General features: G+C 62.3%; 20 protein-coding genes. 10 read left to right on the top strand and 10 right to left on the bottom strand.

Going from position 1 to position 24457, the window contains the following annotated elements:
- Positions 1–119: 119 nt before the first annotated feature.
- Complete coding sequence (locus BUC04_RS11845) at positions 120–593, bottom strand: DUF2947 family protein (RefSeq protein ID WP_067657244.1); 474 nt, start codon at positions 591–593, stop codon at positions 120–122.
- Positions 594–824: 231 nt separating this feature from the next.
- On the opposite strand from BUC04_RS11845, the gene BUC04_RS11840 reads away from it, so the two are divergent.
- Entirely contained in the window at positions 825–1256 is a 432-nt protein-coding gene (locus BUC04_RS11840) for a hotdog fold thioesterase (protein ID WP_067657241.1), read from the top strand.
- Positions 1253–1489, top strand: a complete 237-nt coding sequence (locus BUC04_RS11835) for a DUF3389 domain-containing protein (RefSeq protein ID WP_067657238.1) — start codon at positions 1253–1255, stop codon at positions 1487–1489. The genes BUC04_RS11840 and BUC04_RS11835 overlap by 4 nt, the downstream gene beginning before the upstream one ends.
- A 19-nt stretch (positions 1490–1508) precedes the next feature.
- Here the strand turns inward: BUC04_RS11835 and BUC04_RS11830 are convergent, their stop codons facing one another.
- The 3 genes from BUC04_RS11830 to BUC04_RS11820 form a co-directional block, all read right to left on the bottom strand.
- Complete coding sequence (locus BUC04_RS11830; protein WP_067657235.1) at positions 1509–2123, bottom strand: LysE family translocator; 615 nt, start codon at positions 2121–2123, stop codon at positions 1509–1511.
- Between the two features lie 73 nt (positions 2124–2196).
- The gene (locus BUC04_RS11825; RefSeq protein ID WP_067657232.1) at positions 2197–3030 is read right to left on the bottom strand and encodes a CvfB family protein; all 834 of its coding nucleotides are present in this window, start codon (positions 3028–3030) and stop codon (positions 2197–2199) included.
- Between the two features lie 94 nt (positions 3031–3124).
- Positions 3125–3814 carry a pseudouridine synthase gene (locus BUC04_RS11820; protein WP_067657229.1) on the bottom strand — a complete coding sequence of 230 codons (690 nt, stop codon included), beginning with the start codon at positions 3812–3814 and terminating at the stop codon, positions 3125–3127.
- Positions 3815–3983: 169 nt separating this feature from the next.
- Between BUC04_RS11820 and epd the strand changes: the two genes are divergently transcribed.
- The 4 genes from epd (at position 3984) to BUC04_RS11800 (ending at position 8242) form a co-directional block, all read left to right on the top strand.
- On the top strand, positions 3984–5003 hold the full coding sequence (gene epd, locus BUC04_RS11815) for an erythrose-4-phosphate dehydrogenase (protein WP_067657226.1): 1020 nt from the start codon (positions 3984–3986) through the stop codon (positions 5001–5003).
- Between the two features lie 24 nt (positions 5004–5027).
- Entirely contained in the window at positions 5028–6206 is a 1179-nt protein-coding gene (locus BUC04_RS11810; RefSeq protein ID WP_067657222.1) for a phosphoglycerate kinase, read from the top strand.
- A gap of 107 nt (positions 6207–6313) precedes the next feature.
- Positions 6314–7381, top strand: a complete 1068-nt coding sequence (fba, locus tag BUC04_RS11805; RefSeq protein ID WP_067657219.1) for a class II fructose-bisphosphate aldolase — start codon at positions 6314–6316, stop codon at positions 7379–7381.
- Between the two features lie 114 nt (positions 7382–7495).
- Positions 7496–8242, top strand: a complete 747-nt coding sequence (locus tag BUC04_RS11800) for a DUF481 domain-containing protein (protein ID WP_067657216.1) — start codon at positions 7496–7498, stop codon at positions 8240–8242.
- 63 nt (positions 8243–8305) lie between these two features.
- Here BUC04_RS11800 and BUC04_RS11795 read toward each other — a convergent pair whose 3' ends face one another.
- The 3 genes from BUC04_RS11795 to BUC04_RS11785 all read right to left on the bottom strand — a co-directional run bounded on the left by BUC04_RS11795 (position 8306) and on the right by BUC04_RS11785 (position 12827).
- Positions 8306–10459, bottom strand: a complete 2154-nt coding sequence (locus BUC04_RS11795) for a PAS domain-containing protein (protein WP_067657213.1) — start codon at positions 10457–10459, stop codon at positions 8306–8308.
- A 434-nt stretch (positions 10460–10893) separates the two neighbouring features.
- Positions 10894–12117, bottom strand: coding sequence for an ATP-dependent RNA helicase SrmB (gene srmB / locus BUC04_RS11790; protein ID WP_067657210.1), 1224 nt, complete (start codon positions 12115–12117; stop codon positions 10894–10896).
- The gene (locus BUC04_RS11785; RefSeq protein WP_067657207.1) at positions 12114–12827 is read right to left on the bottom strand and encodes a tRNA1(Val) (adenine(37)-N6)-methyltransferase; all 714 of its coding nucleotides are present in this window, start codon (positions 12825–12827) and stop codon (positions 12114–12116) included. Before BUC04_RS11785 ends, srmB begins: the two co-directional genes overlap by 4 nt.
- A 328-nt stretch (positions 12828–13155) precedes the next feature.
- Between BUC04_RS11785 and brnQ the strand changes: the two genes are divergently transcribed.
- Complete coding sequence (gene brnQ / locus BUC04_RS11780; protein WP_268762527.1) at positions 13156–14529, top strand: branched-chain amino acid transport system II carrier protein; 1374 nt, start codon at positions 13156–13158, stop codon at positions 14527–14529.
- A 337-nt stretch (positions 14530–14866) separates the two neighbouring features.
- On the opposite strand, the gene BUC04_RS11775 is transcribed toward brnQ, so the two are convergent.
- Both BUC04_RS11775 and BUC04_RS11770 read right to left on the bottom strand, forming a co-directional pair.
- On the bottom strand, positions 14867–18019 hold the full coding sequence (locus BUC04_RS11775) for an efflux RND transporter permease subunit (RefSeq protein WP_082766590.1): 3153 nt from the start codon (positions 18017–18019) through the stop codon (positions 14867–14869).
- Positions 18020–18027: 8 nt separating this feature from the next.
- A complete protein-coding gene (locus BUC04_RS11770) occupies positions 18028–19215 on the bottom strand; it encodes an efflux RND transporter periplasmic adaptor subunit (protein ID WP_067657199.1) in 1188 nt (395 codons plus the stop codon).
- Between the two features lie 232 nt (positions 19216–19447).
- Between BUC04_RS11770 and xerD the strand changes: the two genes are divergently transcribed.
- The 3 genes from xerD (at position 19448) to recJ (ending at position 22995) form a co-directional block, all read left to right on the top strand.
- Positions 19448–20338, top strand: coding sequence for a site-specific tyrosine recombinase XerD (gene xerD / locus BUC04_RS11765; RefSeq protein WP_067657196.1), 891 nt, complete (start codon positions 19448–19450; stop codon positions 20336–20338).
- Positions 20339–20461: 123 nt separating this feature from the next.
- Positions 20462–21172: a bifunctional protein-disulfide isomerase/oxidoreductase DsbC gene (gene dsbC, locus BUC04_RS11760; RefSeq protein WP_067657193.1), complete on the top strand. Its 711-nt coding sequence runs from the start codon at positions 20462–20464 to the stop codon at positions 21170–21172.
- 98 nt (positions 21173–21270) lie between these two features.
- Entirely contained in the window at positions 21271–22995 is a 1725-nt protein-coding gene (gene recJ, locus BUC04_RS11755; protein ID WP_067657190.1) for a single-stranded-DNA-specific exonuclease RecJ, read from the top strand.
- Positions 22996–23448: 453 nt separating this feature from the next.
- Here recJ and BUC04_RS11750 read toward each other — a convergent pair whose 3' ends face one another.
- On the bottom strand, positions 23449–24423 hold the full coding sequence (locus BUC04_RS11750; protein ID WP_067657187.1) for a pentapeptide repeat-containing protein: 975 nt from the start codon (positions 24421–24423) through the stop codon (positions 23449–23451).
- Between the last annotated feature and the right edge of the window lie 34 nt (positions 24424–24457).

Below are 24457 nucleotides of genomic sequence, written 5' to 3'. Positions count from 1 at the left end.
CCTAGCACCTAGCACCTAGCACCTAGCACCTAGCACCTAGCACCTAGCACCTAGCACCTAGCACCTAGCACCTAGCACCTAGCACCTAGCACCTAGCACCTGGCACCTAGCACCTGGCACTAGGGCTTTTGCCCCAGTTTGACCTGGCGCTCATCCACAAACCACAACGCCTCGTTGCGGCGACGCCCCACCACAAGCGCCTGATCGGCAGCAAACAGGAAGGCCTTCCAGGCGTGGCGGAACACGCTGTAGCGGGTCTCCAGCACGTGTTCCTGGTCGTAGCAGATGAACACGATGGTATTGGGATCCCAGTTCAGGTGGCCTTGCAGGGCCTCCGGCAGGACCGGGTCGTCGGACTCGAACGCCTCCTCCCACAATGCCGTCTCAGGCCAGCAGCTAGCCTGGCTGAGCCAGTCTCCTTCCTCCAGCCGTTCCAGATCCACCGCATCGGTGCTGACCTGCTGCTGCCAAACCTGGCGGGCGTAGTGCGGGGTCAGGGGGTGAATGGCGGCGCGATCGTCGTCGCTCAGGCCCATGTCGGCCCGTTGAAACACCCAGTGCAGGGGGTATTGGGCCAGTTCGCTGTATTTCATCGGCGGTGATGTCATTGAGGGAGAGAATGGGGCACAGGGTACCAGAGCTGAGCCAATAGGCCATGACCTAAACCGGCAAATGCCGCATTGTTCTTCGCCAATGGGGTCTTTGGTTGTGCTATCTGCGGCAGCAAGGGGGATTCTGCCAGCGGTTGGACCCACTGGAGCAGAATCAGTATGCTGGCAAGCTGCACAATGCTGGCAAGTGGACCAACGGAGGAAGGAATAATCATGTCGATCTGGAAGCGGGAACTGGAGTTTTCCCTGCTGGATGCCCGCGGTGAGGGCACCCTGGTACAACAACTGGGGATGAAGGTGGTGGGCTTTGACGAGCGCTCGCTGTCGATGAGCATGCCGGTAGACCATCGCACTCATCAGCCGATGGGGCTGCTGCACGGCGGTGCCTCGGTGGCGCTGGCGGAAAGCGTCGGCTCGATGGCCGCCAACCTCTGCGTCGATCAGGAGCACTACTGTGTGGGGCTGGAGATCAATGCCAACCACGTTAAGGCGATGCGCAGTGGCACGGTGATCGGCACCGCGACACCACTGCACCTGGGCGGTACCACCCAGATCTGGAGCATTGAGATCAAGGATGAGTCCGGCAACCTGGTGTGCATCAGTCGCCTGACCATGGCGGTTCGCAAGCGCCGGGGTAAGGTGTGAAGATCCGGTTCGCTCAGGGGGTGTTGATCGCCAACGCCCATGAGCTGATGGTGCGGCTGGATGGGCCCGGCCGCATCACCTTCCAGGCGGCCGCCGACTGCATCCAGTTGGTGGGGATCGCCAACGTGGTGACGGGCTTTGGCGGTGGTGTCAGCTGGTCACTGCAACTGGACAGCGAAGACCAGCTTGCTCAGCTGGCGGAGGTGCTTGGGGTCGAAATCAAAGGGGTCTGATCGACTTTTGACCCAGGGCTCAACCCTGACCCAACATCAACCAGGCGCCTAGCGCCACCATCAAACTGCCGGACAGGCGATTGACCCACCGTACGTTCTCTGCCCGCAGCAGACGCCGCAGCGAGTGGCCACCGCTGGCGTAGATCAACATACACACCAGCTCCGCCATCAGGATGATCGCCAGCAACAAACTGAGTTGGGGCAGCAAGGGGCGGTCTTCACGGATAAAGGGCGGCAACAGTGCCAGCATAAAGGCCCAGCCCTTGGGATTGGCGATGGCGGTGATCAGGCCCCGGGCAAACAGCCCCCTCGGGGTGATGTCCGACACCGAGGAACCGGTATCCACCTGGCCTGAGCTGCGCCACATCTGGATACCCAGGTAAGCCAGGTAGACCCCACCCACCAGTTTCAGCCCGGTGAACAGCGCCGGCTGCTGCAGCATCAATGCCGACACCCCCAGCACCGCGGCCAGAGCCACAGTGGCCACCCCCAACAGCTCACCGGCCATCATCGGCAGGGTGCGGCGCACACCTATGCTCATGCCCAGGCTGAGGGCCAGCAACATGCACATCCCCGGGGTGATGGCGACGGCAAAGAATGTGGGGATAAATACAAGCAGGGCGTTGTCGATCATGGCCTTGGGTCTGGATGGTGGGCAGGCGAAAGCGGATCGCCGCACACCGGGGTGCGGCGATGGAGCGGAACGGTTATTTCAGCTCGATGCCGTTGTTGAGGATGGTAATGCGGCCGTCCTTGTAGAGGCCGCCGATGGTGCGCTTGAACACCCCTTTGGAGACACCGAACACTGCCTTGATGGTCTCGGCGTCGGTCTTGTCGTACAGCGGAGCAAAGCCGTCGGGCTGCTGGCGCAGGTAGGCGAGGATCTTTTCACCCAGCACATCCACCTGCTTGGCCACCGGGGCGCTGACGCTGACATCCAGGCGACCGCCCTCCCGCACCTTGGTGATGACGCCGGGCATGCGCTGGCCAGTCTTAAGTGGCTTGAACACGGTGTTGAAGTAGATCACGCCCCAGTGACTGTCGTTGACGATCGCCTTGTAGCCCAGATCCGACTTACCGCCGATCACCACTGAGACCTTCTGCTTCTCTTTGTAGTTGGCCGGGCTGTTGTCGAGGAAGCGATCCAGCTTGGCGCTGGCGGCAATGCGATCGGTGTGCTCATCCAGGTAGACGTACACCAGCACCCAGCGACCCGCTTCCAGCGGCTGCTTCATCTGGTTGAAGGGCACCAGCAGATCCTTGTCCAGACCCCAGTCCAGGAAGGCACCGATGCGGGTGACCTCCTTGACCTTGAGGTTGGCGAACTGGCCAACCTGGGCCTTGGCCTGGGCGGTGGTGGCGATGAACTGGTCCTCGGAGTCCAGGTAGATAAAGACATCCAGGGCATCACCCGGCTTGGCGTCCTTCGGCGCCACCTTCTTAGGCAGCAGGATCTCCCCCAGGTCACCCCCATCCAGGTAGAGCCCAAAGCTCACGAGTTTGGTGACGGTAAGGGTGTTGCGCTGTCCGATCTTAACCATGGAGGCTGCCTATTATCTGATGTGCAATAAAGTGAAGCGGCGAAGTATACCCTGTTCCAGTCTAGTTGGCCCAGAGCCGGGCCCAGAGTGCGGCTCAAATGGCGGCCACCTCGGCGTCGGTAAGCCGCCGATACTGACCCTGGGGCAGAGTACCGAGCTGCAGCGGCCCCATGGACTCGCGATGCAGCGCCAGCACCGGGTTGCGAAAGCGGCCAAACATCCGCTTGATCTGGTGATAGCGGCCCTCAGTCAGGGTCAGCCTGACCTCGCGCTCACCCAGCTGTTCCAGTTGCACCGGGCGAGTAACGATGTCCTCAAAGGGAAAGTGGATCCCTTCGGCAAACACCCGGGCAGTATCCGGATCGACCGGGTTGGCCAGGGTGACCCGGTAGGTTTTGGCCTTGTCGCTGGCGGGATCGGTTAGCCGGCGTGACCAGTTGCCGTCGTTGGTCAGCACCAGCAGACCGGTGCTGGCCCGGTCCAGGCGACCGGCGATGTGCAGCTCGCCCTGCAGTGCTTGCGGCAGCAGGGTCATCACCGTGGGGTGCAGCGGGTCCTCGGTGGCGCTGAGCAGCCCCGCCGGTTTATGCAGCATCAGGTAATGGGCGGCCTGACCGGCCTGCAACAGCTCGCCGTCGGCCTCCACCCGGCAGAAGCGGGTGACCTCCCAGGTTGCCTGATGCTGGGGCTGGCCATTGACCCGCACCTGGCCCAGGGCCAACAGTTGGCGAACGTGACGGCGGCTCCAGCGCGGGTGCTGACCCAGTAAACGATCCAGTCTCATTGCGACATTATCCCATACGGCAGCGGATGGGCGCAGTATGGGGATCGCAAATCCAATGATATGAATCGAGTTTTTTATCGACAGCGCCGCCAGCGCAGCTATATCGGCGAGCGGTTCTGGGATAAAATGAGCCGCGCTTTTTTCGAAGGACCCAGCACACAAGGCTGTCATGACTCTACGCATCGCCATTAACGGCTTTGGCCGCATCGGTCGCTCCACCCTGCGTGCCCTCTACGAGGGGCCTCATCGCGACCGGATCCAGGTGGTGGCCATCAACGAGCTGGCCACGCCCGAGGCGATAGCCCACCTGACCCAGTTCGATACCACCCACGGTCGCTTTGCCCAATCAGTGCGCCATGAGCCCGGGACCCTGTGGATCGGTGAAGACCCCATCGCCCTGCTGCACCAGCCGGACCCGAGTCAGCTGCCCTGGCAAACCCTGGGGGTGGACCTGGTGCTGGAGTGCACCGGGGTACTGAAGACCGCCGCCGATTGCCAGGCCCATCTGCAGGCCGGCGCTGGCCAGGTGTTGATCTCCCATCCCGCCGATGCAGCAGTGGATGCCACCATAGTGTATGGCATCAACCATCAGACCCTGACCGGCCAGGAGCGGATCGTCTCCAACGCCTCCTGCACCACCAACTGTTCGGTGCCGGTGCTTAACCTGTTGCATCAGGCCTTTGGCATCGAGCGAGGGGCGATCACCACCATCCATTCGGCGATGCACGACCAGCAGGTGATCGACGCCTACCATGACGATCTGCGCCGTACCCGGGCGGCCAGCCAGTCCATCATCCCGGTGGACACCAAGCTGGCCCGGGGAATCGAGCGGATCCTGCCGGTGCTGCACGACAAGTTCGAGGCGATCGCGGTGCGGGTGCCCACCACCAATGTTACCGCCATGGACCTCTCCCTGACCCTGACCCAGCGGGTCGATATTGCCAGCGTCAACGCCCTGCTCAAGCAGGCGGCAGCCCAGCAGCTGCCGGGGATCCTCGACTACACCGAGGCCCCGCTGGTCTCCAGCGACTTCAACCACGACGCCCACTCCTGTGTGGTGGACGGCACCCAGACCCGGGTCTCCGATGGTCACCTGGTGAAGCTACTCTTGTGGTGTGATAACGAGTGGGGATTTGCCAACCGGATGTTGGACACCGCCCTGGCGATGGCAGCGAAAAGAATCAGTTAACCAAACCTTTGAGGATAAGACGTTATGAACATTCTGAAGATGACCGAGCTGGACCTGGCCGGTAAGCGGGTGCTGATCCGCCAGGATCTCAATGTGCCGGTCAAGGATGGGGTGGTGACCTCTGACGCCCGCCTGCGCGCTTCCATGCCCACCATCGAGCACGCCCTGAAGGCCGGTGCCAAGGTGATGGTGATGTCCCACCTGGGCCGTCCCACCGAGGGTGAGTACGCCGAGGAGTTCTCCCTGGCGCCGGTGGCTAACTACCTCAACGACAAACTGGACGCCCCGGTGCGTCTGGAGAAGGACTACCTCAACGGCGTCGAGCTGGCCGACGGAGAGGTGGTGGTGTTTGAGAACGTTCGCTTCAATCCGGGCGAGAAGAAAGACGACGAGATCCTGTCCAAGGCCTATGCGTCACTGTGCGACCTGTTCGTGATGGATGCCTTTGGCACCGCCCACCGTGCTCAAGCCTCTACCCACGGTGTGGGCCAGTTCGCCCCCGAAGCCTGCGCCGGTCCGCTGCTGGCGGCGGAGCTGGATGCCCTGGGCAAGGCGCTGGATAACCCGGCGCGCCCGATGGTGGCCATCGTCGGTGGCTCCAAGGTCTCTACCAAGCTGACCGTGCTGGAGTCCCTGTCCAAGAAGGTGGATCAGCTGGTAGTGGGTGGTGGCATCGCCAACACCTTCATCGCGGCCGCCGGTCATCCGGTGGGCAACTCCCTCTATGAGGCAGACCTGATCGATCAGGCCAAGGCACTGACCGCCAACGCCCGCGCCAACGACGGTGACATCCCGGTGCCCACCGACGTGGTGTGCGGCAAAGAGTTCTCCGAGTCCGCTGAAGCGACCCTCAAGCCGGTGGCCGAGGTGGCCGAAGATGACATGATCTTTGACATCGGCCCGGACAGCGCCGAAGCCCTGGCCAAGATCCTCGAAAACGCTGGGACCATCGTCTGGAACGGTCCGGTTGGGGTGTTCGAGTTCGACCAATTTGGCGCCGGTACAAAGCGCATCGCCCAGGCGATCGCCGAGTCTGATGCCTTCTCCATCGCCGGAGGCGGGGACACACTGGCAGCAGTGGATAAGTATGATATTGCTGACAAAGTTTCCTACATTTCTACTGGTGGGGGCGCCTTCCTCGAGTTTCTCGAGGGCAAGACCCTGCCGGCGGTGGCCATGTTGCAAGCCCGCGCATCAAAATAAATACAGCGGCAGCAACCCAATATCTCAGTAAGACGACACATCGATAGCGTGACAAGCCGCGGCAGCCCTGGTCCGCGGTTTGTCTCTTAACTAGGAGTCCAACAACTATGGCTTTGATTTCACTGCGCCAACTGCTCGACCATGCGGCCGAGCACAACTACGGTGTTCCGGCCTTTAACGTCAACAACCTGGAACAGATGCGCGCCATCATGCAGGCCGCCGAGAAGACCGATTCCCCGGTGATCGTGCAGGCCTCCGCCGGTGCCCGTAAGTACGCCCGTCCCCAGTTCCTGCGTTACCTGATGAACGCGGCCCTGGAGCAGTACCCGGATGTGCCGGTGTGTATCCACCAGGATCACGGCACCTCACCGGACGTGTGTCAGCGCTCCATCCAGATGGGCTTCAGCTCAGTGATGATGGACGGCTCCCTGCGGGAAGACGGCAAGACCCCGGCGGATTACGGCTACAACGTGCAGGTTACCCAGCGTACCGTTGCCTTCGCCCACGCCTGTGGCGTGTCCGTTGAGGGCGAGATCGGTTGCCTGGGCAGCCTAGAAACCGGCATGGCCGGTGAAGAGGACGGCATCGGTGCCGAGGGCGTGCTCAGCCACGACCAGCTGCTGACCGATCCGGAAGAGGCTGCCCGCTTTGTGGCAGCCACCAAGGTGGATGCCCTGGCCATCGCCATCGGCACCAGCCACGGTGCCTATAAGTTCTCCAAGAAGCCCACCGGTGAGGTGCTGCGCATCGACCGCATCAAGGAGATCCACGCTCGCATCCCGGATACCCACCTGGTGATGCACGGCTCCTCCTCAGTACCGCAGGAGTGGCTCGAGGTGATCAACCAGTACGGTGGTGAGATCCCGGAGACCTACGGTGTGCCGGTGGAAGAGATTGTTGAGGGGATCAAGTACGGCGTTCGCAAGGTGAACATCGATACCGACTTGCGTCTGGCGTCTACCGGCGCGGTGCGTAAGTTCCTGGCGGAGAACCCCAGCGAGTTTGACCCGCGTAAGTTCCTCAAGGCCTCGATGGAAGCGATGGCGGCGATTTGCGCCGACCGTAACGAAGCCTTCGGCTGTGCCGGCCAGGGCTCCAAGATCAAGCCGCTGTCGCTGCAGGCGATGTACAAGCGCTACCACGCTGGCGAGCTGGATCCGAAGGTCAACATTTAAACGTAGTTGCCTTTACGAGAAACGCCCACATTTGTGGGCGTTTTTTTATGGTTCTGACTTCTGCTGGTGTTATCATCCCGTTAAATAACGCAGGCGCGAGTTCAAGGAGTCAGAATGAGAAACGTCGCGAAACCGGTGGCCCTGCTGGCTGCCCTTGCTACCCCCCTGGCCTGGGGCTTCGATGATGGTAGCGAACCGGTGGTTCCCCCGTTCAGTGGTGGGATTGAGTTGGGGGCCTTTATGGCAACCGGCAACACCGAAACCACCCACATTAAGGGCAAGATCGATACTCAGCACCTGATCGGCAATTGGCAGAATCAATACCTGTTCGAGACCTTGTATTCCGAAGATGGCGATGAGCGTTCCGCCGAGCGCTACTATGGCCTGGTGCAGGGCAACTACCCCGGTGCCGGCAAGCACTACTTCTTTGGCATGGCCAGTGGTGAGGTGGATAAGTTCTCCGGTTACGACTACATCGCCACCGGCGCTGTCGGTTACGGCCAACGCATCATTGACCAGGACAATATGACCCTGGTAAGTGAGATCGGCCCGGGTTACAGCTACAAGAAGATCGATCTGAACGAAGACCCCGATGGTGAGGATGAGTCCTCCTGGATCACCCGGGTCAAACTGGAGTACTGGTGGCAGTTCTCCAGCACCGCGGAGTTTCGCCAGCTGCTGGCTTCCGATATCGCCTTTGATGGCGCCAACATCAGTCGCAGCGAGACCTCGGTCAGTGCCGCACTGATTGGCAACCTGGCGATGAAGCTCAGCTACAACGTCAAATACAACAGTGACCCGGTTGGGGATCTGAAAAGCACCGACACTGAGCTGGGTGCCACGCTGCTCTACAGCTTCTGAGTCGACGCCAACCCAGACACAAAAACGCCGCTCACAAGAGCGGCGTTTTTTTACCAGAGAGTGCTATGCGCTTTGCCGGGTAAACGCCTGGCAGTAGCTGTGGCCATTGGCCTTGGCCCGCTCGATGGCCATATCGGCGTTCTCCAGCAGGGTCTGCCAGTTGGACTCCCCCTCACCGGCTGCCAGGCCGATCACCAACCCCTCCGCCAGTTCTGCCTCATCCAGCAGTCTTAGCAGGTTGGCCGCCAGCCGCGTGGCCTTACTGTCACTCCAGCCGGGCAGCAGCACATGCAACTCGCCGGGCTTGCTGTGTTGGCCTAGCAGGGCCTCTTTGGGCAGGATCCCCACCAGGGCGTGCTCCAGTTGGTGTTGCTGGAACAGCATGGCGTCGGAGTCGCTAAAGCTGGCCACCGGGTCCTGGGGATCCAGCCGCAGCATCATCAAGCTGACCGGCCGGTCCTGGAACTGGGTCAGGCAGCGTTGCAGGTTGTGCTTGGCCAGCGGCGGCTGGGCGATGTGGTCACCCAGTTGAGCATCCTGCAGTGGGGTCAGGCTCACCACCTGGTAGGGCTCATCACCATGGTACCCCTCTGCCAGGTGAACGTTGGCCAGACAGCGCAGGTAGCCGCCGTCCCGACGGGTCAGCCACAGCGGACCTTGCCAACTGCCGCGGGTGTTGAGTTGCTGGCGCAGGGTTTGACTCATCTCGGCGTTGGCCAGGGGCAGCAGTTCCTGCCAGTTCAGGCCACGGATCGCTTCCTGGTTGTGGCCGCAGATCTGGGCCATGGCGTTGTTGCAGGCCAGGATGGTCTGCTGACTGTCCACCAGGGCCAGGCCGCAGGCGCTGTCGCTCAGCTGGCGTAGCTCACGCAGTTGCTCGTTCTGCTGGCGCTGCTGCGGGCTCTCCTCGATGCGCAGCACCATCAGCTGGTCGTTGCGACCCAGCCGCAGTGAGCGGATGCTGACCTTCAGCGGGTGACTGACACCGTGGCGCGGCAGCAATTGGCCCTCCCAGTAACCGGAGGAGCGGGCCAGCTGCCAGACCATGTCGATGCTCAGCGGTGCGCTGTCAAACAGCCGGCGGAAATGTCGCTCGGCCAAACGGTCGGTGGAGGTGTTGAGCTGGTCACACAGGGCCCGGTTGGCGCTTTGGCAGATACCCGCGGTGCTGAACAGCATCGCGCCCTGCTTGCCCTCGTACAGCTGCTCCGCCAGTGCCAGGCTGCGCTGGCGGCCCTGGCGATCATCCAGCTGGTAGCGGCGGTACCACATCAAGCGGGCCAGCAGCACCACGATGGTCAGGGCCGAGAGGTAGATCTGGCTGCGAAAGCGGTTCTCTATTGGCCGCTCACCCTGGCGGTCAATGTAGGAGAGCAGGTAGAGCGGGTGTTCCTTGCCCGGGCGCAGCTGCATGTAGACGAAAAGCCGCTCATCCAGGCTGAACTCGCCAAAGCTGTTCTCTTGCATATGCTGCCAAAGCGCCGGGAAGCGCTCATGGATGGGGCGCTGCTGCTCTTTGCCACGCTGGGTCAGGTTGAGGCACTGGCCATCCGCACCCACCAGCAGCAGGGGCAGGGAATCGTTGTCGTTGAGGGTGTAGAAGCCCTCCCACACGGTGCTGATGTCCACCACCGCCAACAGATCAGTCACCCCGCTGGGGTTCTCCTCCACCGGGGCCAGCAGCCACTGGTAGGCGGCGTTGTGGCGCCCATCCAGCATCACCGGCGACTTGAACACCTCGTCGGGATCCAACTGGGCGGCCTCGGCTTGCAGCTCCTTGCGGGACAGGCGCAGGTTGGGGCTTTCGCCCACCTGCATCACCACGTTGCTGTCGGCATCCAGCAGCGCCAGGGTAACGTAGTTGCTGAATCGTCGCTTGAGCTCGTGCAGCATCCCTTGCTCATCATCGATGTTGCCTTGCTGCAGCTGGGGCAGGCCATATTGGCCTACCAGCTGGATGGAGCTGCCCTGGCGCTGAATGGCGTCGTTGATCCGGTCACTGAACACCTGCATCTCGGCAAAGCGCCGGCTGGCCAGGTGATCGTCAAGGCGTTGGGAGTTGAAGTGAAGCAGGGCATGGGTGATGCCCATAACCAGCAGCACCATCAGCAACAGCTGAAGGGCGAAGGGGGGCCGCTTCAGCGTGTGATTGTCGGCATGTTCGAACTTTGCCAGGATGCTGGCAATGTCGAATTGGCTGTCGTCCTTGGGTGGCACCGTAACGTCCGTGTACTGCATTGATGCCGGAATGTTACCACGGGGTGAGGGGACGGCCAATGGCTGCACCGGCGCTTAGCGTTACCTCTGGCTCTGCCGGTGTTAGCCGTTAATCCACATTTAACTTTGATTTCTATTATCAATTACCAATAGGGTTGCCGGGTTGCTGGCAGCAACCAAAGGGGCGTCCCGCCCCCTTGGAACCCCCGTTTGCCTCCAGTCGTCGCTAACCCTCGCTTTCGTGCTCAAAGCCTGCGGCTCTGGCTTGAGTCGACATCCTTGTCTCCGCAAGCCACTCAGGCCATCCAGGCCTTCGACCTAGTCTTAGAGCACTTCGTTTGGGCGACTCCAAGTCGGCGAAGTGCTGGCGGGGCATAATGGTTTGCTACCAATATGAACTCTTATAGAGCCCAAAACTTAGCTCGGACAGAGAGTTACTTTTTCCCTTTGGCTTTGGCCTTAGGCTTGGCTTTGCCCTTGAGCTTGCTCTTCTTAGGTTTCTTAAAGCTGGGCACCTTGGTTTGCGGCTTGAGGCCCTCCATAACGCGGTTACGGATCCCCTCTTCGGTGTAGCGCTGCACCTTCTCCAGCATCGGGTGGTCGTGGGCTTCCACCAGGCTGATAGCGGTGCCTTTGGCGCCGGCACGGGCCGTGCGACCGATGCGGTGCAGGTAGGTGTCGGCGGAGCGGGGCATATCGTAGTTGATCACATGGGTGATCTCCGGCACGTCCAGGCCGCGGGCAGCCACGTCGGTGGCCACCAGGTGCTTGACCCGATTTTCCCGGAATTTGCGCAGGGCATCATCCCGTTTGGCCTGGGTCATCTCCCCTTGCAGCACTGCTACCCGGTACTTCTTGGCAAACAGCTGGCCGTGCAGGGCGATGGCCCGCTCCCGGGTGCGGACGAAGATGATGCTGCGCTCGCACTCGGGATCCGCCAGGACCCGGTCCAACAGGGCCAGCTTGTGCTTGGCATCATCGGCGCGGTAGGCCAGCTGGTTGATCTTCTTGCGCTCGCTGCGGGGCGGCTTGGCATCACAGCGGACCGGCTCATCCAGCAGGGTACGGACGAAGGCCTCCAGTCCCTGGCCCTCGAGGGTGGCGGAGAACAGCATGGTCTGCTTGCGCCAGCGCACTTCGGCGGCGAGGCGATCCACCACCGGCATAAAGCCCATGTCCAGCATCCGGTCCGCTTCGTCGATGATCAGCACCTCGACGGTACGGGGATCGAACTTCTCCTCCTCCAGGTACTGCATCAGGCGACCCGGGGTGGCCACCAGCAGATCCAGGTTGCCTTGCAGCAGGTCCGCGTCCAACTGGTAGTCACGGCCACCGACGATGGCGCCCTGGCTCAGGCCGGTACCACGCAGCAGCTTCTCGGCGTATTCACCCACCTGCTGGGCCAGCTCCCGGGTCGGGGTCAGCACCAGCACCCGGGCGTGGCCCGGTTCGCGGCGAGGGAAGTCCAGCAAGTGTTGCAGGGCCGGCAGCAGAAAGGCGGCGGTCTTGCCGGTGCCGGTGGGGGCACTGGCCAGGATATCTTGCTGCTCCAGGGCAGCCTCCAGCACCGCACGCTGGATGGTGGTGGGTTTGCGGTAGCCCGCCTGCAGCAGATTGCGCTCGAGGCGGGGATCCAGGTCCAGATCAGCAAAGCTCATTGCGTTTGGCTTCCCATTTTGAGGTAGAACGCCTGGGTCAGCTGGCAGTACGCGTCGCTGTAACGGCCGTCTGGCCCCTGGATCAGCAACTCGTCCTGGACGCAGTGATCGGCCCGGCGTGAGAAAAGTAACAGTGTACGCTGCACCGGCTTGCGCGGGGTAGTCCGCACCTGGCAGCGGTGGGCCAGCGGCAGGTCCAAGGCGGCACAGTGCTGGATCAGCAAGGCCGCCTCTTCCGCTGGCAGGATCAGGCTGGCCTGCCCGGCGGGGGCCAGCAGACGGTCCAGATTTTGTGCCAGCTCCGCCAGGGACAACTGGTCGTGATGGCGGGCCTGGGCCCGGGCGGTGCCTTTTTCGCTGCGCAGCCCGGAACTGAAGTAGGGCGGATTGCAGACGATGGCATCCGCTTGCCAGTCAGGTTGCCAGCTCTGGATCGCCCCTACCACCAGGCTTAACCGGTCAGCCCAGGGGCTGGCGGCAAAGTTAGCCTGGGCCTGGCGAGCCGCCTGAGGATCCAGCTCCACCGCGGTGATCGACGCGTTACTGCGCTGGGCGGCCATCAATGCCAGCAAGCCCGAGCCAGTGCCGATGTCCAGCACCCGCCCGGTTGTGGGCAACGCACTCCAGGCACCCAGCAGCACGCTATCGGTGCTGACGGGCATGCCACAGAGGCGGTCGTCCACGTGAAACTGCTTAAAAGTAAATGGCATCCGTCGATCTTAGCGGCTCGGAAGGGGGAAAGGCGGCAGACTCTAACAGATTTTACCCGCTCCGTCTGTTAATGGCGTGTTTCTGTGGTGTTGGTGGTGGGATAAATAATGCTTTTATTTGGTTGGGTCGCTTGTTTGTGGTCATTTGTGCTGGTATTAGTGTCCCTCGTCGAGTTAGCACGATTTTCCCTTGGGTTGGCGAAAGTTTGGTCAACACTTCACCAAATCAAAGGAAAGTTGCGGCAATTGAAGGAATAATGCCCATGGAGCTGGTCGATAGTGTCATTCTGGCCTGTAAATTTGAATGTACATTGTCGTCTTGGGCGTGATGAAAACCGAAATAACGATAACAAGCCGCTGTAGTAGAGGTACGATTTTGAGCAAGCGTTTATCCACCACCGATACCTTAAGTTTCGGATTCATGTTGTTCGCCTTTTTCCTGGGCGCCGGCAACATCATCTTCCCGCCCTTGGCTGGTCTGCAATCCGGTGAGAACCTGATGCCGGCGATGATGGGCTTTTTGATCACCGCGGTCGGTCTGCCCCTGATCTGCCTGGTGGCTATCGCCAAGATCGGTGGTGGCATCCCCTCCATGACCAAGGGTCTGCCGACCTGGGTTGGCACCGCCATCGCCGCCACCATCTTCGTGGTGATCGGTCCGGCCTTCGCCACTCCGCGTACCGGCCTGGTGGCCTATGAGATTGGTGCGGTGCCCTTTTTGCAGGATCCCAGCTCCAGCACCCAGGTGATCTTCACCATCGCCTTCTTCGCCATCGCTACCCTGCTGGCCCTGTACCCGGGCAAGCTGATGGACATCGTCGGTAAGGCCCTGACCCCGACCCTGATCCTGCTGCTGACCGCGCTGGCCGTCTCCGTCCTGGTTGCACCGTCCGTACCGGCCGGGGAAGCCACTGGCGCCTGGGCGGAAGACGCTTTCACCACCGGTTTCCTGGAAGGCTACATGACCATGGACGCCCTCGGTGCCCTGATCTTCGGTACCCTGCTGGTGGACATCCTGCGCCGCAAGGGTGTGACCGACAGCGGTGACCAGGCCCGTTACATGATGATCGCCGGCGTGATCGCCGCCATCGGTCTGGCCTTTGTCTACATCTCCCTGTTCTACGTAGGTGGTGCCAGCGCCGAGATCGCGGCCACTGCGGACAATGGCGGTGCCATCCTCAGCGCCTACGTACAGAGCATGTTCGGCGGCTTCGGTGCGGTTATCCTGGCAGCGGTTGTGGTTCTGGCCTGCCTGACCACCGCAGTGGGCCTGACCACCGCGTTTGCCGAGTACTTCAACAGCAAGATCAAGCTGGGCTACCGGAACTGGGTACTGATCTGTGCCGCTGTCTGCCTGGTGGTTGCCAACCTGACCCTGAGCGAGCTGATTGCCATCTCCATTCCGGTGCTGTTCGTGGTCTACCCCATCGCCATGGCCCTGGTGATCTACGTGTTCGCCCGTCCGGCCATCGCTGCCCGTACCACCACCCTGGCTGCCATGCTGATCGGTGCCCTGGTGACCGGCGTTGCCAGTGGCCTGAACGTGGCCGGCCTGGCCCAGCCGCTGGTGGCTCAGTTCAGCATCCTGCCGCTGTTTGACCAGCACATGGGTTGGATTGTCCCGGTAATTGCCGCGCTGACCTTCGGCCTGGTGTACAAGCGCAATGAGCGCGCCCTGGCCACCGCCGAAGAGCAAGCCTGATGGCATAGCCTGCCATTGATGCACAAGGGCCACCCTCCGGGGTGGCCTTTTTTGTTTTCCTGCGTAGCTTGGTGGGTTGGATACCCTCGGCCGAACCGGCTGTAACTCTGCCTCGTCGTCTTGTTGCCTTGCCGCTTTGTTTTGCTGTTTTGCTGCTGGGTAAGGCGTACATGTTTCGCGACAGCAAGGATGCAGTGCAACGGTCAATAAAAGGCGGTTCTGGCTACGTCATCCCTGACTGCGGCTTCATTTACCTAGCCCCTTGCTGTACTGAGCTGGCAGCAGCCTCTGGTGAAAGGCCAAAAAAAGCCCCGTCTAGGACGGGGCAGGTTGGGAATCAGGGCTTGTTCAAGCCTTGCCGACGCAAGGGATGAGGTTCGCCGCCGGGGCGCCACCACCAGCGCAGCAGGCGCTTGAAGTCGTCCAGGATCAGGTAGAGCGCCGGTACCAGCACCAGGGTCACCACAGTCGCAAACAGGATGCCGAAGGCGAGTGAGACCGCCATGGGAATAACAATCTGCGCCTGCAGACTGGTTTCCAGGGTGATGGGCACCAGACCCAGGAAGGTGGTCAGCGAGGTCAGCACGATGGCGCGGAAGCGCTGGGTGCCGGCCTGTTGCACCGCTTCTTTCAGGCTGTAGCCCTCGGCCCGGGCCTGGTTGACGAAGTCCACCATGATCAGCGAGTCGTTAACCACCACCCCGGCTAGGGCGATGACGCCAAACAGGCTGAGCATCGACATATCCAGCCCCAGCACCAGGTGACCCACCACGGCACCGATCATGCCGAAGGGGATCACCGACATGATGATCAATGGCTGGGTGTAGGAGCGCAGTGGGATCGCCATCAACGCGTAGATGGTAAACAGGGCAAAGACCGCGCCTTGGATCATCAGCACCTGGTTTTCCGCATCTTCTTCGGCGCTGCCATCCAGGGCGCTGGAGAGGCCGGGATAGCGCTCCTTCAGCTGGGGGATGAACTCGCGATTGACCTCTTCGATCACCTTGCCAGGTTCCACCCGGTCCTTCAGGGCACGGGCCTTGACGGTGATGGAGCGAACGCCGTTGGTGCGGGTGATGGCGGAGAAGCTCTTGGCCAGTTCAACACTGGCGACGCTGGAGAAGGGCACCTCCAGGCCATCCGGGGTGCGGATCCGCATGTTCTCCAGGTGACCGATGGTGCGGCGCTGTTCGGCCGGGTAGCGCACCATCACCTTCACCTCCTCCTTGTTGCGGAGGATGCGCTGGGCCTCGTAGCCATAAAAGCCCCAGCGTACCTGGCGGGCCAGGTCAGACAGGGTCAGCCCCAGGGCTTCCGCTTCGGGCTTGATCGCCAGCCGGATCTCCTGGGAGCCGGAGGAGAAGTTGTCCTGGATGTCGTACAGCCCCTCGTAATCCGCCAGCTTGGCCTTGAGCTCGTTGCTGGCAGCCATCAGCTGGTCCATGTCGGCGTGGTTGAGTCGGAACGACACCGCTCCGCCACCGTCGTTGGTGGAGGCGTTGATGTCCAGCACCTTGACTCCCACCAGCTCCGGCATGTTGTCGCGCCAGCGGGCGGCGATCTGGACGCCGTCGATCATCGGTCGGTCCTCGCCCTTGAGCAGCTCAATCACCATGCCGGCCTGGGTACGGGAGCCTAACCAGACGAAGGAGTGACGCACCACGTCGATGCCCAGCTCACCGTTGAGCTCGGCGTCGGTCTCGAACAGCGAGGACTCCAGCTGCTGCACTACCCTGAGGGTCTGGTTTTCCGATACCCCGGGCTCCATCTCCAGGTTGACCTGGATAAAGTCGGAGGGGATATCGGGGAAGACAATAAAGCGCACCAGGCCACCGGCGATCAGGCCGCCACAGAGGATCATCAGGCCCAGGAAGAACGCCAGCACCGAATAGCGGGCGTCCATCAGCCAGCCCATGGCCGGCTTGTACTTCTCATGGATCAGTTGCTGTAGGCCGCCGTTGAAGCCCTCTTTGAAACGCAACCAGGGGCCCCAGCCCTGACCGGGCGGGGTGGGCTTCATGTGGGCCAGGTGAGCCGGCAGGATCAGCTTGGACTCCACCAGCGAGAACGCCAGGCAGAGGATCACCACCCAGGCGATGGCACCGCCCACCACACCGAGGAAGCCGGTGGCGATCAGCATCGGGGTGAAGGCAGCGATGGTGGTCAGTACCCCGAAGGTGGCGGGCATGGCCACCTTTTTGGCGCCCTTGATCACCGAATCGACGCTGTGGCCATCCTTCTCGGTCTGGGCGTAGGCGGATTCGCCGATAACGATGGCGTCATCCACCACGATCCCCAACACCAGGATAAAGCCAAACAGGGTGATCATGTTGATCGACAGGCTCATCGGCTGGAACGGCATAAAGAAAAGGGCGGAGAGGAAACAGATGGGTAGGCCCAGCATCACCCAGAAGGCGACCTTGAGTTGCAGGAACAGGGCCAGTACCAGGAACACCAGCAGTGCCCCCATGGCCATGTTCTTGAGCATCATCTCCAGGCGGCTGGAGAGGAATTGGGTCAGATCGCCCCAGTAATCCACCACCACCGCCTCCGGCAGGCTGGCCTGCTTGTCGGCAACGTAGGCCTTGACCCGCTCAGCAATGGCCAGAGCATCCTGATCACCGACACTGCGCACCGCGATCACCACCGAGTTCTGGCCGTCGAAGCGGGCGTAGCCCAGGCGCTCCTCGAAGCCGTCGTTGATTATCGCCACATCGGACAGCATCAGACGGGTGCCGTCCGGCAGGCTGCGCAGCACGATGCGGGAGAAGTCCTCCTCGACGTAGGCCTGGCCGTCGGTGCGCAGCAGAATATCGCCGTTTTCAGCGCGGATGGAGCCACCGGGCAGGTTGATGGAGGAGGCGTTGACAGCAAAGGCGACGTCATCAAAGGTGAGGTTGTATTCCCGCAGCCGGTCCTCCGAGACCTCAATGGCGATCTCGTAGGCCTTAGCCCCCTGCAGCTCGGCACTGGTGACGCCGGGCAGGGCGGTGATCTCGTCCCGCACCTCTTTGCCCAGCTCCTTGAGCTCGGTGTTGTTGAGGTGGTCACCGGCGATGGAGACCCACATCACGTCGGCCTGGGGCTTGATCTGGTAGATGTTGGGTTGTTCGATGCTGTCGGGGAAGGTGGAAATGGCGTCGACCCGCAGCTTGACCTCGTCCAACACCTCCTTGGGCTCGAACTTGTCCAGCACCTCGATACGGACCTCACCATAGCCCTCCCGGGCCACCGAGCGGATCCGCTTGATCCCCTCGATGTCCTTGATCGCTTCCTCGATCTTGATGGTGATCCCCTCTTCGATCTCCTGGGGGGCGGCACCGGGATAGACCACGCCGACCTGCACCATGTTGAACTCGAACTTGGGGAAGATCTCCTTGTTGATGGTGAACGCGGAGATAACGCCACCGATCACCAGGATCCACATCAGCAGGTTGGCGGCGACGTTATTGCGGGCAAACCAGGCGATGATGCCCCGGTTGGTATCCAGGTTACGCATTACTGGGCTCCTGCTACCGTCAGCTGGGACCCGGCCGTGCCTGTACCCTGGGCGTCGCCCTCTTCACCGGCCACCTTAACCTTGCGGCCGTTGTCGATGGCGTCCATGGCGTTGAGGCTGATGCGATCCCCCGGGGCCAGTTCGGTGCGGATGTAGACCCGCTCCAGATCAGCTCGCACCACCTCCACCGGTCGCAGTTCGACGGTGTTGTCGCTCTTGACCACTGTGACGCGCTGGCTGCGCACGGCAAAGCGCGGCAGGTTGACCAGCCCATCCAGTTGGATGCCGGCGATGCGGGCGTTGACGAAGCTGCCGAACTTGAGCGGCTGGATGCGATCGGTGTTGATGCCGTAGGGGTCTTTGATCTCCGCCACCAGGTAAACCATGCGGTTGCCATCGTTGATCACCCCTTCGGAGCGAACCAGGCGGGCTTGCCAGTGCTCGGTGCGACCGCCCAGGTCCTGGGCCAGGTCAACCTGTGCACCTTCGATCTGATCCAGGTAACCCAGCTCCTCCGGCGCCACCGGCAGGCGGATCTCGGCGATGTCGGTGCCTTCCACCATGCCCAGCTTGAGGCTGACGTTGACGTATTGGCCCAGGTCCACCACGCGCTCTGTGATCAGGCCATCGAAGGGGGCGCGGATCTCAGTACGTTCGAGGTTGCGTTGCGCCCGGGCCAGGGTAGCCTCGGCACTGCGGACGTTGGCCTGCTCCTTGGCCAGTTGGGGCTTACGCAGGCCCAGCTCCGGCGGAATGCCGTCGATGACACCACGCCACTCTTTCTCTGCCACCTTACCGCGGGCGATCTCCTCCTCCAGCTGCGCCTGGGCGGTAGCCAGCCCGGCCTGGGCCTGCATCAGGTCAGCCTGGTAGTCGGCGGGTTCGATGCGGGCAAGAAGGTCACCCTTGCGCACCCACTCGCCGGCGACAAACTTGGGTGACAGCTCCACCAGGCGTCCACTGATCTCCGCCACCAGCTGGGTTTGATGTTTGGGTCGAACCACGCCGTAGGAGCGCAGCACCAATTGGTGGGACTCCTCAGACACCTCCATCACCTCGACGATGGGCAGGGTCTCAGTCTGTTCCTTCTTCTCCGGCGGTTCCCTCATGGACCCCAGCACTATCGCCAGGACAATAAACAGGACCAGGATCAGCAAAGGCGCTAGTCGCCGCAGTATCAAACTCATCGAAAAAATCCTTGTTAGCACCCACTTCGCCAATCCTACGGCTCGCTACCACTTCAGAGCACAGCGGACTGGTGTGACGGGTTGAGATGCGCACTACTCTGAGCGCATACGTTAGCATGTTGTGTTCAAAGCGTAACCGGACAATTGTAAAGGCATATATCCGAAAGTCGTAGATTGATCCTTCCAGCACAGAGACTTAGGCTGGGCGACATGTGCAAGGTCAGGAACCCAAATGAGTAACGACGAGCTGATTGAAACCTTTTGTGATCGCCTCTGGGCGCAACGGGGTCTGTCTGACAATACGTTGGCCGCCTACCGTTCCGATCTGCAGGCTTTTGCCCGTCATATCGAGCCGCTCAAGCTGGGGCTGCTGGCGGTTCAACAGGCCCAGGTGCAGGAGTACCTTGACTGGCGCCACAGCCAGGGGCTGGCCCGCAGCAGCACCGCCCGCAGTCAGTCGTCACTGCGCCGTTTCTACCAGGACATGGTCAACCAGGGGGCGATCCAGGCTGACCCCATGGTCACCATCGCCCGCCCCAAGCTGAGCAAGAAGCTGCCGGATACCCTCACCGAGAGCGACGTGGAATCGCTGTTGGCGGCGCCGGACGATGCCGATCCTGTGCAGTGCCGGGATCGGGCGATGATGGAGCTGCTCTACGCCACTGGGCTGCGGGTCAGTGAATTGGTGGGATTGCAGCTGGAGCAGGTGGGGCTGCGCCAGGGCGTGGTCCGGGTGGTGGGCAAGGGCGGCAAGGAGCGGCTGGTGCCCATGGGTGAACAGGCGCAAAGTGTGCTGGAGCGCTACCTGCGCCAGGCCCGGGGCGAGCTGTTGGGGCTGAACCGCTCCGATGTGGTGTTTCCCAGCAAGCGCGGGGTGCAGATGACCCGCCAGACCTTCTGGTACCGGATCAAGCACTATGCCCAGCTAACGGGGATCAGCAAGCCGCTGTCGCCCCACACCCTGCGACACGCCTTTGCTACTCATCTGTTGAACCATGGGGCGGATCTGAGGGTCGTACAGCTGTTGTTGGGGCATAGCGACCTCTCCACGACCCAGATCTACACCCATGTGGCCCAGGCCCGTTTGCAGGCGCTGCACCATGAACACCACCCCCGCCAGTAGTGCGGTGCCGGGTCGAAGCTCATGAACATCAGGCCTGCCGGTGGCAATGGTTGGGGTTCTGCGGTAAGTTTTGGCGACCTTTGCCGGTCTAATTACCGTCGCAATACAAGAAGGATGGACGAAATGAAACGAGCCCTAGGTTTTTTCCTGGCCGGTGCCCTGAGCTTCGGCGTGCAGGCCGAGGCGGACAGCAGCGCGGCCAAAGCGGCCTTGGAAGAGAAGCTGGGGATCCCCGCCAGTGAGCTCAACCCCGCACCCATAGCGGGCTTCTTTGAGGTGGTGACGCCCCAGGGGCTGCTGTACGTCAGCGCCGATGGCAGCCGCCTGATCCATGGCAATGTCTATGACATGGACAACGGCATGGTCAACCTGACCGAGCAAACCATGGGCAAGGTACGCCAAGACATGCTCAGCCAGGTGGAGGACTCGATGATCGTGTTCCCAGCCGACAAAGAGAAGTATGTGGTCACCGTGTTCACCGACATCAGCTGCGGCTACTGCCGCAAGCTGCACGATGATATGGCCGACTACAACGCCCGTGGCATCACCATCCGTTACCTGGCCTTCCCCCGTGGTGGTCAGAACTCCCAGGCCTGGACCGAGATGGAGAAGGTGTGGTGTGCCAAGGACCAGCAGCAGGCGATGACACAGGCCAAGGCCAGTGGCAAAGCCAGCGGTGCCCGCTGTACCGCGGCGGACTCGGTTGGCGCTCACTACGCCCTAGGCGCCACCTTCGGGGTGAATGGCACCCCGGCGATGGTGCTGGAGGACGGTACCATGGTGCCTGGTTACCTGCCGCCGGAGCGGCTGCTGATGAGCCTGCAAAGTCAGTAATGCCCTTGTGACACGGGGGGCAATGCCATTACCCTGTGTGCTAATCCAAGGTTCTAACGGTGCGCATTGGCGCACCGTTTTCGTTTTGAGTGTGTTCTATGGTCAACCTGGTCCGCCGCCCCACCGTCGATGACAGCCATCTGCCTGCCGATATTGCCCCCCTGATCCGCCAGATCTACGCCCGCCGCGGCATGGCGGCCCCGGGGGAGTTATCGCTGGAGCTGACCGATCTGCTCAACCCCGCCACCCTGTCCGGGGCGGCCGAAGGGGCCCGGATCCTGGCGGATGCCCTGGCGGCCCGCCGTCGGGTGCTGATCGTCGGTGACTTCGATGCCGACGGCGCCACCTCCAGCGCCCTGACCCTGCTGGCGATGCGTGCCATGGGGGCGGAGTTTGTCGATTACCTGGTGCCCAACCGGTTCGACTACGGCTATGGCCTCAGTCCCGCCCTGGTGGAGCTGGCCCAGCAGGCCGGGGCCGAGCTGCTGATCACCGTGGACAACGGGATCTCCGCCCACGCCGGGGTGCAGGCGGCCAAGGACGCCGGCATGACGGTAGTAGTGACCGATCACCACCTGCCCGGCGCGACGCTGCCGGACGCCGACGTGATCATCAACCCCAACCGGGACAGCTGCCCCTTTGCCTCTAACGCCATGGCTGGGGTGGGAGTGGCCTTCTACCTGATGCTGGCGCTGCGCAATGAGTTGCGTCAGCGCGACTGGTTTGCCCAACAGGGTATCCCGCTGCCCAACATGGCAGAGCTGCTGGACATCGTCGCCTTGGGCACGGTGGCGGACGTGGTGCCGCTGGATCACAACAACCGCTTGCTGGTGCACCAGGGCATTCGCCGTATCCGTGCCGGCCGCTGTCGCCCGGGGATCCGCGCCTTGCTGGAGGTGGCCGGTCGCGAACCCAGCCGCCTGGTGGCCTCGGATCTCGGCTTCGCCGTGGGGCCGCGGCTGAACGCCGCCGGTCGTTTGGATGATATGTCATTGGGCATAGCCTGCCTGCTGGCGGACGACATGGTGGAGGCCCGCCAGATCGCCTCGGAGCTAGATCGCCTAAACAGCGAGCGTCGGGAGATTGAGCAGGGGATGCAGGAGGAGGCTGTGCGGGCACTGGAGGGGCTGAACCTGCGCGGTGACAGTCTGCCTTGGGGGGTGGCGCTGTACCAGAGTGACTGGCACCAGGGCGTGATCGGGATCCTGGCCTCACGCATCAAGGAGCAGTACCACCGGCCGGTGATCGCCTTTGCCGAGGCGGGCAACGGCGAGATCAAGGGCTCGGCCCGCTCTATCCCCGGGCTGCACATGCGTGACCTGCTGGAGGGGATCGACACCCAGCACCCGGGGCTGATCCTCAAGTTTGGCGGCCACGCCATGGCGGCGGGACTGAGCCTGAAAGAGCAGGACTACGACCGCTTCGCCGAGCTGTACGACGCCGCGGTACGGGCCAGTCTGGACGAGGGTGCACTGACCGGTGAGCTGTTGTCCGATGGCGAGCTAGCGGCACCGCTGCTTAACCTGGACACCGCCATGCAGCTGCGCGATGCCGGCCCCTGGGGCCAGAACTTCCCGGAGCCGATGTTCGATGGGGTGTTCCGTATCCTGGATCAGCGCCTGGTCGGCCAGAAACATCTGAAGCTGGCGGTGGAGAGTGCCTGTGGCCAGGTTCAGCTCGATGCCATCGCCTTCAACGTTGACCTCAAGACCTGGCCCAACGCCAGCGTGCAGTGGGTCGAGTTGGCCTACAAGCTGGACATCAACCACTGGCGCGGCCGCGACAGCGTCCAGCTGATGGTGGAGTACCTGGCGGCTAAGTAGTTTTGTCGGGTTGCCGGCAGCAACCAAGGGGGCGAGCCGCCCCCTTGGAACCCCGCTTGCCTCCAATCGCCACCGGTTCCTCGCTCTCTTGAATTGCTAATGAGGCACCGCCGAGAGTCGACATCCTTGTCTCCGCTCGGCTCTCCGGCCATCCAGGCCTACGTCCTCAATCTCAATTCATTCCGCTCAGGTGGCTCTAGGTCGGCGAAAAGCCGGGTAGGCGCAGTCCCCCATGCAATTTCCCCATTTATTTTGCTCATCGCTGGTCTCCGGGAAACTGAAATTAGAAATCAGAGCGGGACTCAGTACCAATCATGCCGTTAGGATTTGCTCCGGTGCCGCAGGCTCATTGGGTGAGAATGAGGAAAAGCACCGACTGGAGGCAAAGGGGAGTCAGAGCGGGGCGCGTAGCCGGGCGGAGCCCTGACTGGAAGCCGGGCAATCCGGCCCCCCTCATCTCGTCATTTTCTTTGCGAAGCTCACCACCAGCAGGGCCAGAGAGAAGCTGCCGATCAGTGCCTCGCAGGCGGCGACCAGCCGGGAGAATCCCGGGGCCGGGGCGATGTCGCCGTAGCCTAAGGTGGTGAAGGTGACGATGGAGTAGTAGAGGCAGCTGGCCAACAGCTGCGGCAGCTCCCGCCAGCTGGGCAGCGAAGCGAAGCTGCGGTACTGACCCAGGTCCAGTATCCCGCCGATACCATAGAGCCCGGCGCAGATCAGCATCACCACCGCGCCAAACAACACCACCCGCTGCGGTGCCTCGCCGTAGCCGCAGATCAGATCCACCAGCTTGGAGAAGGCCCTTAACGGGCTGAACCGTGGCAGCTGCTTGCGCCGCATGGTCAGTTCCCGATGGGCACACTGTGAGGCCAGGGCATAGCAGCCATGGTTCTGTGCTGCCCGGCGCAGGTCCCGGTAGATCTGCTCCGCCTCCTGGTACAGCGGCAGCGCCCCATCGCGATCAGGCCGTTGCCGCGCCTGCTGCTCCTGCCACAGCGATTCACCCAACTGCAGTTGTTCGATGCGTGCGCCGCCGAGCTTGATGCCCAACAGGTTGGCCCCGGCCAGGCGGGCCTGGTTGAGGTTGGCGCCACGCAGATCCGCCTTCATCAGGTTGCAGCCGCGCAGATCGGCCCGATACAGGTGGGCCTTGCGCAGGTCCGCCCGGTACAGATCGCCATCGCGCAGGTCGTAGCCGCTGCCGGCGTCCCGCGGCTGATTAAGGTCCACCTCGGCCAGCTTGGCCCGGCGCAGTTGCAGACCACGCAGCAGGCCCCCCTGGCGGGCCAGTCGGCTTAGCCGGGCCGGGTCATCGGGATGCAGCTTGGGCAGGTCGGGATCGTGCCAATAGCAGTAGCCACTGGCACCGGCGGGTTCCGGGCAGGCGTGCTGGTGTGGGTCTTGATAGCGGCAGCGGGGAGTAGCCATGCTGCCAGTATAGAAAACCGGGCCACTCTGTTGA

This window comes from Ferrimonas marina, assembly GCF_900129905.1.
Taxonomy (GTDB): Bacteria; Pseudomonadota; Gammaproteobacteria; order Enterobacterales; family Shewanellaceae; genus Ferrimonas; species Ferrimonas marina.
This window is presented reverse-complemented; position numbering and strand designations above follow the sequence as displayed.